6 protein-coding genes are annotated in these 15,223 nt (G+C 39.8%); 3 read left to right on the plus strand and 3 right to left on the minus strand.

Annotated elements, in window-relative coordinates:
* Positions 1 to 143: 143 nt before the first annotated feature.
* Positions 144 to 7,229 carry an AAA family ATPase gene (locus tag RMZ41_RS29315; protein WP_322641234.1) on the plus strand — a complete coding sequence of 2,362 codons (7,086 nt, stop codon included), beginning with the start codon at positions 144 to 146 and terminating at the stop codon, positions 7,227 to 7,229.
* A gap of 468 nt (positions 7,230 to 7,697) precedes the next feature.
* The gene (locus RMZ41_RS29320; protein ID WP_322641233.1) at positions 7,698 to 10,283 is read left to right on the plus strand and encodes a GAF domain-containing protein; all 2,586 of its coding nucleotides are present in this window, start codon (positions 7,698 to 7,700) and stop codon (positions 10,281 to 10,283) included.
* Between the two features lie 186 nt (positions 10,284 to 10,469).
* Here the strand turns inward: RMZ41_RS29320 and hisC are convergent, their stop codons facing one another.
* Positions 10,470 to 11,531, minus strand: coding sequence for a histidinol-phosphate transaminase (hisC, locus tag RMZ41_RS29325; RefSeq protein WP_322641232.1), 1,062 nt, complete (start codon positions 11,529 to 11,531; stop codon positions 10,470 to 10,472).
* Positions 11,532 to 11,747: 216 nt separating this feature from the next.
* On the opposite strand from hisC, the gene RMZ41_RS29330 reads away from it, so the two are divergent.
* Entirely contained in the window at positions 11,748 to 12,335 is a 588-nt protein-coding gene (locus tag RMZ41_RS29330) for an rRNA large subunit pseudouridine synthase E (protein ID WP_322641231.1), read from the plus strand.
* 94 nt (positions 12,336 to 12,429) lie between these two features.
* Here RMZ41_RS29330 and RMZ41_RS29335 read toward each other — a convergent pair whose 3' ends face one another.
* A complete protein-coding gene (locus RMZ41_RS29335; protein ID WP_322641230.1) occupies positions 12,430 to 13,695 on the minus strand; it encodes a hypothetical protein in 1,266 nt (421 codons plus the stop codon).
* A 711-nt stretch (positions 13,696 to 14,406) separates the two neighbouring features.
* A partial coding sequence (locus tag RMZ41_RS29340; protein ID WP_409876173.1) for a calcium-binding protein occupies positions 14,407 to 15,223 on the minus strand: 817 nt, incomplete at its 5' end.

Here is a 15,223-nt window from a genome sequence, read left to right on the forward strand (position 1 = left end):
GTTACCAATGCCCCATTGCCCATTCTCTATGATCAAAAACTCCATCTCCTTGTGGGTGGAGTTTTTCATCTGTCCAATGAAATGTATCTAAAATACAAGTAAGCTCGAATTATTTCGGAAGAAGCACGGCTGGAGCATTTAGCATGATGATTGCATTACCCGGATTTCAAATTGTTACTTTGTTAAAAGCAGGGGTAAAAGCAGTCATATACCGTGGAATTAAGGTTAAGGAACAGTGTTCGGTAATTATTAAAGGGTTGCGTCCAGAACAGTGTACACCCAATAATATTGAACAACTCAAACATGAGTATGCGATCGCACAAAGGTTAAACACCACCGCCGCAGTCAAAGTTTACGCCTTAGAGATGCACCAGGGAATCCCCTATTTAATTATGGAGGATTTTGAGGCGCGATCGCTCGACCAGTTGCTAGACCAATTTCAACAGCCTATTTCGTTTCTCAAGATTGCCATTGAAATCACCAGCAAACTTGCACAAATTCACACTCATCAAATTGTCCACAAAGATATTAAGCCACAAAATATCTTAGTTAACCTCGAAACCAGTCAGGTTAAAATTGCCGATTTTGGAATTGCTACCTTTATTCCCTATCAACAGCAAATGGTTAGCAGTTCTAGCCGTATTGAAGGTAGTTTACCTTATCTGTCACCTGAGCAAACCGGGCGAATGAATCGAGGAATTGACCATCGCAGCGATTTGTATTCATTAGGAATCACCTTTTATGAAATGCTCACAGGTCAGCTACCATTTCAAGGCCAAGACCCCTTAGAGTGGGTGCATTGTCATATCGCCCAATCTCCACCATCCCCAAAAAAGCTCAACTCTGAAATTCCCCAAATGCTCTGTGACATCATCATAAAATTGCTGTCTAAAGTTGCAGAACAGAGATATCAAAGCGCTTTAGGTTTGCAATTTGATCTGGAAGAATGTTTAAAACAATTGGAGACAACCAGAGAAATTCAATCCTTTATTTTGGGTAAGCAAGATATCTCAGAACGCTTCCAAATTCCTCAAAAATTGTATGGGCGGGAACAAGAAATTACCAAACTTCTCCAAGCATTTGAGCGAGTTGTTAGCCAAGGAAAACCCGAAATTATTCTCGTCTCTGGCTATGCTGGAGTTGGTAAATCCACCCTTGTAAAAGAGATTCACAAGCCGATTGTCAAAGAACGCGGCGTTTTTATATGTGGTAAGTTTGACCAAAACAAACGAGATATTCCTTACTCCACTATTGTTCAAGCTTTTAAAACACTTGTTAGACAAATTTTAACGCAGCCTGAAGAACAACTTGCCAATTGGAAAAAGCGAATACAAACAGCATTAGGAAACAATGGTAAATTAATCACAGATGTAATTCCAGAAGTTGAATTAATTATTGGAGAACAGCCACCTATACCAGAATTGGGCCCTGTTGAATCTCAAAACAGATTTAATTTAGTATTTCAAAATTTTATCAGCGTGTTTGCTCGAAAAGAGCATCCACTCACTGTTTTTTTGGATGATATGCAGTGGGCAGACAGTGCTACTTTAAATTTAATTCAAACTGTAATTATCGGGTCTAATATTCAGTACCTCTGCTTCATTTTAGCCTATCGAGATAATGAAGTAAATGTTGTGCAGTCCTTTAGTTTGATGATAGAAAAGGTTCGTAATTATGGAACAATAATAACTGAAATCATTCTTACTCCCTTAAACCTTATTTATATCAATCAGTTAGTTGCTGATACATTGCATAGTTCACAAGGGCGAGTAGAGCCTCTGGCTAAATTGATTATCCAAAAAACTGATGGTAATCCTTTTTTTGTCAATGAGTTTTTGAAAACACTGCATCAAGAAAATCTGGTAGTTTTTAACCTCCAACATCGAATTTGGCAATGGGATATAGCTGAGATTGAAGCTCAAGGTATTACAGATAATATTGTTAGTTTGATAGTTGGACGGATACAAAAACTGCCATTTGCAACTCAAGAGGTGCTTAAATTAGCTTCATGTATTGGTAATCGGTTTGATTTAACAGTTTTAGCAGTAGTTGCTGAACAATCTATTGAAGAAACAGCAAATGCCCTTGTCGAAGCAATTTTAAGAGGATTAATTATCCCCATAGAGTCAGATGAAAGTACTCAGAAAAATTATCGCTTTTATCATGATCGAGTTCAGCAAGCTGCTTATGCCTTAATTGCCGATGAATTAAAGTCTGCTGTTCACCTGACAATTGGGAGGCTTTTATTGAAAAATACTAGTCCTGAACACGTAAACGAGCAAATTTTTGATTTAGTCAATCAACTCAATCTGGCGGTGAATCTAATTATTGAGCAAAGAGAAAAAGATCAATTAGTGCAATTGAATTTAATCGCTGGTAAGAAGGCAAAAGCATCTACAGCTTACACTCCTGCTAAAAGGTTTTTTAGGGTTGCTACGAATCTGTTAGCTGAGAATGCCTGGATTGAACAATATGAACAAACATTTAATTTATTTAAAGAACTAGCTGAGTGTGAATTTTTAACAGGAAATTTAGAACAAGCAGAAGATTTATTTGAATTACTATTTTTTAAAGCAGAATCTCATGTAGATAAATCTAATATTTACATGTTGCAAATTCGACTATACCAAGTTGTAGGGAGGTATGAAGAGGCGCTGATATTGGGGTTAGAAGCTCTAAAACTTTTTGGGGTGACATTCCCTGAGACAAATGAAGAAGTGCAAGCTGCGATCGCAATTGAAAAAAACCAAGTATTAATTAATCTAGGTAATAGACAAGTCTCTGATTTAATTAATGCTATCTTAATCCAAGAGCCAAATATTAAAACAGTGATTAGTCTGTTGACAACTTTGGGGGCACCTACTTATCTCAGTAGACCTGATCTCTTTCCCTTAGTCGTACTTAAGGCAGTTAACTACTCACTCAAGTTTGGTAACATAGAAGATTCCTGTTTTGCCTACAGCATGTATGCCATGTTGTTGGTTTCCATCTTCCATGATATTCTTACAGGTTACGCATTTTCTAAGATGACAATTCAATTAAATGAAAAGTTGCATGACTTGAAGCTTAGAGGAGTTGTTCTGCACATTCATGGAAGTCATATTAACGTTTGGCGTAACCATATTGCTACCGATATTCCATTTTTAGAGCAGGGATTTATCGGTTGTGTGGAAGCTGGTGATGTAACGATGGCAAACTACAATGGTTATCAAGGCTCATGGCAAATTATCCAGTTAGGTTTTCCACTTGCAGAAACATACAAATCTTTAGAAAAATATGCGGCATTTGCCCGTCAGTCTAAACATGAGACTGTCTATCAGACAATCAAACTACAGCAAATGCTACTGATGAATCTGCGCGGATTGACTCACCACAATCTGACTCTCAGTAATGATAAATTTAATGAATCATCGGCTTTATCTATCATTGTAGATGCAGATTTTGTCAGTGGAATTATTTTTTATCATATTATTAAATTAATTATATTTTTTACTTATGAAAAATATACAGAGGCATTTAATCATGCCTTAGAATTGTCTAATTTTCCAGTTAGAACACTAGCATCACTAATTGAAACAGATTACATTTTATATTATTCACTAACTCTAACGGCTCTTTATCCAACAGTATCTTGTCAAGAGCAAGAACAGTTTTCACAATCCCTAGAATCCCATCAAAAGCAATTGCAATACTGGGCTAACCACTGCCCTGCAAACTTCTTACACAAGTCTCAATTAGTAGGTGCTGAAATAGCTCGAATCCAAGGTCGAGACTTGGAAGCAATGCGCTTGTACGATCAATCAATTGCTTCAGCCCGTGAACAGGGATTTGTACAATATGAAGCTTTGGCTAATGAGCTAAACGCTAAGTTTTACTTTGAGCGAGAGTTTGAATTAATTGCCAAAACTTACTTACAAGAAGCTAAAAATGCATATCTGCGCTGGGAGGCAGCTGCTAAAGTTCAACATCTCGAAGAATCCTATCCTCAGTTATTGCCACAACAGCATGTTGTCTCTAACGGAACTTTTTTCAGCACAGGTGAACATCTAGATTTTCTGTCGGTGGTTAAAGCCTCTCAAACTATATCTAGTGAAATTGTATTTTCGCGGTTATTGAAGACATTAATACAAATTGTCATCGAGCAAGCAGGAGCAGAAATCGGTTATTTATTGCTTGAACACGAACAAAATTTGGTAATTGAAGTAGAAGCTAAAGTTAATTCCCAAGCAGAAAAGCTCAATGTTTCTCGACCCGTATTTGAAGGCGAAATTTCACAACTTATTCCGCAATCGATACTGAATTATGTGCAACGAACTCAAGAAACAGTGATTTTACAGAATGCAAGCGAACAAAATCTGTTTTCGGGAGATGATTATGTAATCAAAAAACAACCTAAATCTGTACTTTGTTTACCGATCGCACGCCAATCGAAATTACTTGGTATTTTATACTTAGAAAATAATCTCATCCCTAGTGCTTTTACACAGGAAAAACTTTCCGTACTAGAGATTTTGACAGTTCAAATTGCTATTTCTCTAGAAAATGCTCGTCTTTATCAAGGTTTAGAGAACAGTCAAGAACAACTCAATTTGGCATTGCAATCTGGCAAAATTGGCATTTGGAGTTGGGATATCGCCAATAATCTATTTGACTGGGATGAGCAGGTTTACCAACTATTTGGGTTAACACCTGAAACTTTTGATGGCACTGTTGAAGCAATTTTAGCTTGTCTGCATCCAGATGATAGCCCATTACTTGCTCAATCACTAAGTCGAGCCATTAACGAAGGCGTAGAGCATGATTTAGAATATCGAATTATTCGAGATGATAGTAGTATTCGCTATCTAGCGTGCCGGGGAAAAGCCTTTTTCAACGAAGCAGGTAAAGCCACACACATGAGTGGTGTTGTGCTTGATATCACCGATCGCAAACAAGCAGAAGCCGAACGTATCCAGCTAATTCAAGAGCAAACCGCCCGACAAGAAGCAGAAGCCGATCGTTGCCAATCGGCGTTTTTGGCTCAAGTCAGTGCCACACTCGCTTCTTCTCTCGATTACGAAAGCACGCTAGCAAGTGTGGCAAACCTAGCTGTGCCCTATTTTGCGGATTGGTGTAGCGTTGATCTTCTACAAGACAACCAATTAATTAATCGCGTAGCAGTTGCCCACCGAGATCCAGAGAAAGTTAAACTCGGTTGGGAACTTCATCAGCGTTATCCGAGAAAGTTGGATGAACCGGGAGGTGTACCTAAAGTACTACGTACAGGAATTCCTGAAATGGTAATTGAAATCTCAGATGCACTATTAGCGAAAGGCATCCAAGATGCAGAACATCTAAAGATTATACGTGAAATCGGTTTAAATTCTTGTATAATATTGCCCTTAAGGGCACGTGAAAAAATTGTTGGTGCAATTTCTTTTTTTACAGCGGAATCAGAACGTCGTTACAGCACATCTGACTTGTCACTAGCTGAAGATGTTGCTTATCGAGCAGCGATCGCTATCGATAATGCCCGCCTTTACCAAGAAGCGCAGCAAGCCCAAAAAACGGCAGAAATAGCCCTAGAGCGGATTGCCCGTCTCCAATCGATCACAGCTGCCCTTTCCGAATCGCTGACACCAGCCCAAGTATCTGAAGTGATTGTAGAGCAGAGTATGGCTGCCTTGGGAGCGAATTCTGCCCTCGTCGCCTTACTAAATGAAAACAAGACTGAACTAGAAATTGTGCAGACGGTAGGCTATAAACAAGATTTGGTAGACACTTGGCGGCATTTTCCTATTGATTCACCTTCTCCCTTAGCCGAAGCTGTGCGAACTGGACAACCTGCTTGGGCTGAATCAAAACAAAATAGAATAGCTCGTTACCCTCATCTAGCAGAAGCTTACGCCCAATATGACATTGATGCCTGGATTTCTATCCCCTTGGTGGTGGAAGGTTCGGCAGTGGGAGGTATAACTTTAGGATTTGCCGAACTTCAACTACTTAGTGGAGAAGATCAAGCGTTTCTCTTGGCTGTTGCTCAACAATGCGCCCAAGCGATCGCTCGCGCCCACCTTTACGAAGCCGAACTAACAGCGCGAAATGCTGCTGAATCAGCAAACCGCATCAAAGATGAATTTTTAGCTGTGCTATCCCATGAATTGAGAACACCGCTTAACCCGATTCTGGGTTGGGCAAAACTGATGCGGAGTCGCAAACTTGACCAAGCAACAAGCGATCGCGCCCTCGAAACTATTGAGCGCAATGCCAAATTACAAACCCAATTAATTGAAGATTTGCTTGATGTTTCCCGTATCCTTCAGGGTAAACTTAACCTCAATTTCGGCCCGATTAATTTGATATCAGTCATTGAAGCTGCGATCGAAACAGTGCGTTTATCAGCACAGGCTAAATCCATCGAGATTCAGACAATTTTTGAATCTGGTGTCGGGCAAGTTTTAGGTGATGCCAGTCGATTGCAACAAGTTATTTGGAATATTCTTTCCAATGCCATTAAGTTTACTCCCAGTAGGGGACAGGTAAAAATTAAATTAGAGCAGGTTGGCTCACAGGTACAAATCCGCGTAACTGATACAGGTAAAGGGATTGCACCTGAGTTCTTACCTTATGTCTTTGATTATTTCCGTCAAGCAGATGGAGCCACAACCCGACAATTCGGTGGTTTAGGTTTAGGATTAGCGATCGTTCGACATCTTGTAGAACTTCACGGCGGAACTGTTCAAGCCCAAAGCCTGGGCGAAGAACAAGGAGCAACTTTCACTGTTAGACTTCCATGTTTACAGAATGAAAGTAAAGAGATCAAAGATGGAATAAATAACTCCTCAATTCTGCCAGATCAGTCCTTACCCTTGTCTGGCTTAAATATTCTCGTGGTCGATGATGATGCAGATATGCGAGAATTTTTACCTTTCATGCTAGAGCAATATGGGGCAACTGTGACAGCTGTAGCCTCAGCCATTGAAGCTTTAACTACACTGAGTCAATTTCAGCCAAATTTGATTATTAGCGATATTGGAATGCCAGAAATGGATGGCTATATGCTGATGCGACAGATTAGGAGTTTGAAACCAGAAGCAGGTGGGACAATTCCTGCGATCGCTTTAACTGCTTATGCTGGTGAGATAGATTATCAGCAAGCGATCGCAGCTGGATTTCAACAGCATATTTCCAAACCTGTAGATCCAGAAGAATTGGTAAAGGCGATCGGATCGTTAATTAAAAGTTTGTAGTCAGCGACTCTAGTTTTACAAAACACTTTGGGTAGGGAATTGGGAATGGGGAATTGGGAACATTTTAAAAAAGATGTTTTTCTAGACGCGCAATACTCTTAAATTCAGTGTTCTTGTTATAATCTCATGCTTAAAAAGCGTAGGTTTCCCCTATTACGTCTAATTTGCGTAGGATCTCGGAGAGAGGGCTAAATCTGCTTGCTACGAGCCTTAAATAACATTGTTTTATCGATTAAATCAGAGGGGTCTGACCCTCTATTAATCATCTGTATCCGTCGGTGGGAAAGGGTTTTAGCCAAAATATGGTTGTTAATAATCAATTTCCACCCTTATTCGCAGGATGACGCTAGCTAAACAAGCGATTAAACTATTGATAATATCGAACTATTGTTGCTTTTAGCACAACTTACATAAATTTCATCTCATTCTTAAATTTAAAATCTCATCCTGCTATATAAAATACCAGTTATGTCAGTGTATCAAGGAAGTTATGGGGAGACCACCGATTTGATGATTGGTGTTCACAACCAAGAAAACCTCGAATTACAAACAAATTCTGCTCCTGTGGGCGCTCTTGCCACAAGAAAAGGAAATTTTTCTACCTTTCTTGCTCCCCTGACTCAGGATACTTTTAAGCAGGTCGTTCAAGATGTCGAGCAAAAATTACAGATTGTCCATCAAACCCTATCAATGCTGGATTCTCAGGGGTTTGAAACTCTTCTGCAAGAAATGTTGCATTCGATTACCTTGAAAACTGGGGAATTACTGGGGGCAGACCGGACAACGATATTTTTATTGGATGAAGAAAAACAAGAACTTTGGTCTATTTTAGCTGAGGGGGAAGGCGATCGCTCTTTAGAAATTCGTATCCCCGCCGATAAAGGGATTGCTGGGGAAGTCGCTACTTTCAAACAAGTGATCAATATTCCTTTTGATTTTTATAACGATCCGCGATCGCATTTTGCCCAAGAACAAGAAAAAAGAACTGGCTATCGTACCTACACCATGTTGGCTTTGCCGTTGTTAAATGAACATGGGCAATTAGTTGCAGTAGTACAATTACTGAATAAATTAAAATCTGGAAGTAATCACGCCGATCCCCTTGCAGAGCGCATTGATACCAAAGGTTTTCTCTCCTGTGACGAACAATTATTTCAAGAATTTGCCCCTTCGATTCGCTTGATTTTAGAGTCATCGCGCTCTTTTTATGTCGCCACCCAAAAACAAAGAGCAGTGGCGGCGCTAATGAAGGCGATTAAATCTCTCTCTCAAAGCAGCCTCGACTTAGAAGACACCCTAAAGCGGGTGATGGATGAAGCAAAAGAACTGATGAATGCCGATCGCAGTACACTATGGTTAATAGACCGCGATCGCCATGAATTGTGGACGAAAATCACTCAGGATGATGGTTCAACTAAAGAATTGCGAGTCCCCGTAGGTAAAGGCTTTGCGGGTATAGTAGCGGCTTCTGGCAAAAAACTGAATATTGCCTTTGATTTGTACGACGATCCTGATTCTGATACAGCCAAACTACTCGACCAACAAAATGGCTATCGCACTTGTAGCTTACTTTGTATGCCAGTATTCAACGCCGATCAACAATTGATTGGTGTTACTCAACTCGTAAATAAAAAGAAAACTGGTGATTTTCCACTTTATAATCCAGTTGATTGGCCCAAAGCTCCCGATTGCTTCCAAGCTAGCTTTGACCGCAACGATGAAGAATTCATGGAAGCTTTTAATATTCAAGCGGGAGTAGCGCTGCAAAATGCTCAGTTGTTTGCCACAGTCAAGCAACAAGAACAAATGCAACGGGATATTCTACGTAGTCTTTCCAATGGCGTGGTTTCCACTGATAAAACCGGGTTAATTATCGCCGCTAATGAAAGCGCCCAACGTTTGCTAGGACTGGGAATAGATGAACGTTTAGAAGGGAAATTAGTTACTGATGCGATCGGCATCAAAGAAGGCGACTTTAGCAAGTGGTATCAGGATGCTTTACATGCAGTTGATTTAAAAGGCCGCCAGCAGTATTACCCCGATCGCACACTCATAACAACTGGTACAGAGCAGCATAGTATTAATTTATCCATCAACACAATTGCCGATGCCAGCGACAACGAGCAAGTCCGGGGGGCGCTGGTGGTGATGGAAGACATCAGCGATGAAAAGCGGCTCAAAAGTACCATGTACCGCTACATGACTCAAGAATTAGCCGAAGAATTGCTGAAATTAGATGATGCTAAACTAGGAGGCGATCGCAAAGAAGTTTCGATTTTATTTTCCGATATTCGCGGCTACACCACTTTGACAGAAAACTTGGAAGCAGAAGAAGTGGTGAGTATGCTCAATGAATATTTTGAATCAATGGTAGAGGCAGTCTTTAAACATAAAGGCACTCTGGACAAATACATCGGCGATGCGATTATGGCTGTGTTTGGTTCTCCTCTACCATTAGAAGAACACGCTTGGATGGCAGTGCAAACATCCTTAGAAATGCGCCATCGCCTGCACGAATTTAATCAACGGCGCTATGCAGAGAATAAGCTTGGAATCAAGATCGGCATTGGGATTAATTCTGATACCGTGATTAGTGGGAATATTGGCTCTAGTAAGCGGATGGAATTTACTGCTATTGGCGATGGTGTTAATCTTGGCTCTCGATTAGAAAGTGTTAGTAAACAGTATGGTTGCGATATTATTATTAGCCATAACACTTTTAAACCATGCCAAGATAATATTTGGGCTAGGGAACTAGATTACATTCGTGTCAAAGGCAGAAATGAACCAGTAGCCATCTATGAATTACTAGGTTTGCGTTCCAACCCGATTGAAAGCGAAAAATTGCAAGTGATTGAGCATTATCACAAAGGACGCGAGTATTACCTCAAACGCGATTTTAACCGTGCTAGAGCCGAATTTGCCCTAGTTTTAGCAGCAGACAACCAGGACAAAGCTGCTATGTTGCATCTTCTACGTTGTCAACATTGGTTACAATCACCTCCAACAGAGTCAGATTGGGATGAAGGAGTCTGGACATTTCAGGAAAAATAAGTATAGGCGCACCCTAATATAGGAATCCGGTTTGATTTGGAGAAAATATAGGTAGGATGTGTTAGCGACAGCGTAACGCATCAAATCCGTGATGATAGTGCGTTACTGAGCATTGAACATGATATTAGAGGCTCTTCCCCATGCCCCATGCCCCATGCCCTTGTGGGTGGAGTTTTTCATCTCTTCCTAATCCTCATTCTTCAACAAATAAATAAGCGCCTCTACTAAAGCCTGATTTTGTTCATCAGTACCAACAGTGATCCGTAATTTATCATCTAGTCCAGGCTGCTTGAAGTAACGGATTAAAATTCCCCGTTCTTTTAGTTTTTGATAGAGATATTCCGCATTCTTTTGTGGAGGCTGTACCAGCAGAAAGTTAGCTTGGGAATCCCAAACATAAAAACCTAATTGTTTTAAATCTGTTGCTAACTGAGTCCGTGATGCCTTAATCTTTGCTACACAAGCATTTTTATAAGCTTGGTCGCTAATAGCAGCCGTGCCAATTGCACAAGCGATCGCATCAATGTTATAGCTATCCTTAACCTTAAACAATCCCTGCAACAGTTTGGGATTCGCCACCCCAAATCCCAGCCGCAATCCAGCCAAGGAGTACCCTTTAGATAGAGTACGAATTACGATGACATTTTCGTATTCCTTTACCAAATCCAACGCATTTTCTTCGGTAAAATCTATGTATGCTTCGTCAATCACTAAAACTCCAGATAACTTACCGGCTAGTTTTCGTAATTCATTTGTTGCTACCACATGCCCTGATGGACTATTAGGTGATGCAATCAATGTCACAGAACCATCAACAGCAACCAGTTCTTCTACAGGTAAACTGTAATTCTCGCTGTAGGGAATCTCAATAATTTCCGCAGCTTGCATTTCTGTTAATGTGCGATATAGCACATAAGTTGGTATTGGATAAACTACCTTCTTCCCAGGTTCTACACAGGCTCGAATGATCACACTCAGTAATTCGTCACTGCCATTTCCGACAATTATCCAATCACTAGGAACTCTTAAAACTTGACTTGCAGCTTGCCGGAACTCCCCACCGAAAGGTTCTGGATATCGCCGCAACCACTCGCCATCAATATTTTGTAGGACAGCTAATGCCGCAGGAGAAGGGGGATAGGGGTTCTCATTACTGTTGAGTTTGATAATCTGTGTACCGCGTTGAGGCTGCTCACCTGGGACATAGCTAGCCATTGCATCAACGTTGGAGCGAAAGTATTTATTCATAGAGCATTGGTGTGTATCTTAAGCAAATTTCAACCCACAATTTCTGACGATATCGTTTTTTGTCGTTTCCATCAAAAAATCTGGTTTTGTAACAAATTTTTTAATGCTTTTTCTTTCTTTTGCCTTGTTACATCACGTTAGAAAATAAAAGCAGGGGGCATAGAGAAATAACTAATATCTCATAGCCAATTCCCAATTCCCAATTCCCAATTCCCAATGAGATATATTATTTTTTACAAACCCTATGGCGTTCTGTGCCAATTTACAAAAGATGCTCCCACACATATCACCTTAAAAGATTATATTAATGTACCTGATGTGTATCCTGTGGGACGCTTAGACTGGGATAGTGAAGGATTGCTGTTGTTAACGAACGATGGGCAATTGCAACATCGTCTCGCTCATCCGCGTTTTGGTCATAAACGTACTTACTGGGTACAGGTAGAGCGAATTCCAGATGCAGATGCCATACAAAGGTTGCAAACAGGTGTGGAAATTCAAAATTACCGCACTCAACCAGCAGAAGTTAGGCTTTTACCACAAGAACCACAGCTACCTGAACGCACCCCACCAATTAGATTTCGCAAAAATGTACCGACAGCTTGGCTAGAAATGACTTTGACAGAGGGAAAAAATCGCCAAGTTCGGCGCATGACTGCGGCTGTGGGGTTTCCGACTTTGCGGCTGGTCAGAGTCAGCATAGGCCATCTAATTTTAGATGGCCTACAATTAGGTCAATGGCGCGACCTCACCACATCTGAATTGCAATTTATACATAATTTCGGTAAATCGAAATTGGTGTAAATAATTGGTCTTTGAAGACGCGATAAATCGCGTCTCTATTGGTCTTTGAAGACGCGATAAATCGCGTCTCTACAATGAGGGTTTTGGGCTTATATCAACCAAAACTTTGAACAACATACATATCATTTCCTGTATCGCCAACTAAAAGCAAGCTACTGTCATCACTTTCTAGATTTCCACTAGCAGCAATACCCTTTTGCAGAACTTTAATTATTCTTTGGGGAGTGAAAGATTCTAATTCTACAAAATTTCCAGATTCTAACCATACTATTTCTTCAGCAGATAAACTTTGACGAACTTCTTGAGGTAATTGTTTAGCGTCTTGCGCCGACTCTGGAGAGGATTGAATGAACATTCCGCGTTTATTAGCGATAATTTGACTTGGCGTTAATCCAATATCAATAATTGCAATCTCGCTATTGAGAAACCAACTAGCACTAGTTCTCAAATTATGAACTAAACCAATTCCTCGTGGATTGCAATCATGTACTGCATAGACTTTCAAATCTGGATTACGGCGTAGCATTTGCATTGTGGTGTCAAAAATGCTTTGGGGATATCCAGTAATGCTGAGAATTGCACAGTTATTTTCAAAGTGAAAATTATTAGCAATTAATAATTGAGCAATGGCAGCATTATCACAAACGACTAATCTATCAAAACTGTAAGCTGTTACGTCAGGATTAACCGTGGCTCGTGTATTTTCATGCTTTGGCGAAGGAAGAATTTTGAGAATTGAACCATTTATTTGCTGCCAGCGATCTAACCAATCTTTAACTTGAGATTCAGTAAATAAAAATTCTTGCGTTACCAATCCGATTCTACCTAACTGTCGAGTTCCTAAATATATAGATAGCATCCCAATACTAACGAAAATAACAAATAGAGTAAATGAATTTACACTGATGCTAAATAAAATTCCTCCAGCCAGAATGATTCCTCCTAGAATTTGTAAAGCTTTGGCATTTGCCTGACGAGCTTTGTTATTGAGCTTACTAGACTTACTAGATTGTAAAAATATTATAAAAAGAATAAAACTTAAAATAAACGGGACTATAAAATAACTAGGAATGGCTGTAAAAAAGCTAACTATTAGGAATGGAACTAACCAGACAAATCCTGAAAAGGATTTAGCCCGAAGACGATTATCTAAAAAATAAAGCAGTTGCTTGGGCGTAAAAAATAAGGTGTTATTTGCAGAAATGTCAGCGATCGCCTTTGCAAAAAAAGGATCTGTAATCTTCACATTATTCATACTGGTCGGTTCAAAGGCAAATAGATGATTGCATTTTACACACCGACCTTGATTAGCTGTCCGGTCTTTTAGTTTATTATCAGTTCCGCAGTTAATACACTTCATAATTGTTGCTCGATGTTAGTGGTTAATTGTTAGTTATCACTGTACGTTTGCCAATTTACAAGGATTAGCACAGAGCAAACTGAGATGATGCTTACCTTTTTTTGCTATAGGACTACTATTTGATTTTTGAAAAGATACGTAGGGTGTGAGCGCGGGGTACGGCACCAAAGCCTTAAGAATGGTGCGTTACGGCTTACGCCTAACACACGCTACAAATACTTAGATTTTTCAGAAATCAAATATGATTCCTATATCAGGCAAAAAACTGAGTCAATAAAACCCTATATGGTTTTTGTGTAAGGAATTTTTATATCATATCCGGTTAATTAGTTACGATCGCTAAGTAAGCCGATGAGAAGAACTCAAACTATATTAACTAATGTAAAAAATATTGAAATTATTTCTTAGTCAGGGCTGAAGCCCTCAAGGTAGGGCTAAAGCTCTGACTACAAACCTTTAATTATTTACGCCGACTTACTTACATCTCTACAAAAACCGAAAACCCCTCTTTACCCCCACTCTCCGCCCCGCTGCGCTGTTTTAAACAGATACGATGATATTACTGTCCTATCTGTCTGGGCAGTGGTTAAAGGTTTTGCCTAATAATTAAGTACGCTCTTGTCTTAGAGATTGTTCGACAAAAGTTAGACCTATCTTTCTTTTTTACAAAGGTATTAAGATGTTCTATTCTACATCTTAATACCTAAAAAACTAGGCAATCAGACCGAAATTGCTACTATTCAGAGTAATATCAGGATTCCCTAAACTAGCAAACTCAAACACTGTTCCTATACCCAAAACATTGCCATCTTGGTTATAGAATAGGCTGCCACTACTTTGACTAAAGATAATATGTGCATTATTAGCATTGACGAATTTATCATCAGTGACAACTGCAAAGTCAGTTAAAGCCTGTCCCGCAGTATTAGTAACAGCATTGAAGGTGGTTTTACTCAGTACAATCTGGTCTTGTCCCGCTTCAAACTCGCTGATGTAATCAATACCTAAGCTTGTGTTAAAAACTCCACTACTTTGGAACAGATATTTATCCTTCCCGGCTCCACCTGTGAGAATATCATCGCCGAGTCCTCCCCAGAGTAAGTCATCACCAGTTCCACCTGTGAGAATATCATTACCATTACCTCCCTGGAGGGTATCATTTCCTCCTAACCCTTGCAGCTGGTCATTTCCGTCACCGCCAATCAGAGTGTTATTGAGTGCATTACCAGTGAGACGCTGATTGCTCGTGTTGGTATTGTTGGCTAACTGTAGGGAATAGCTAGAGTTGACGTTGGTGTTTGCAGAAATTCCAACATAGTAATTCCCGGCTCCCAAAGTTGTAGTAATCTGACCATTACGACTATTACTAGCATAATCAGAGTAAAGTTGTTCTCCACTCTCAATCAATCCATTATTATTACTATCGTAATAGATGGCTGCATTCACATAGTATTGACTGACTCCATTCAAAAGCAAAGTAATATTATTTGTGCCTGTCAGAGAGAATTTATAGTAATCAACTGTGTCT

This window comes from Nostoc sp. DedVER02, assembly GCF_034530675.2.
GTDB lineage: Bacteria > Cyanobacteriota > Cyanobacteriia > Cyanobacteriales > Nostocaceae > Nostoc.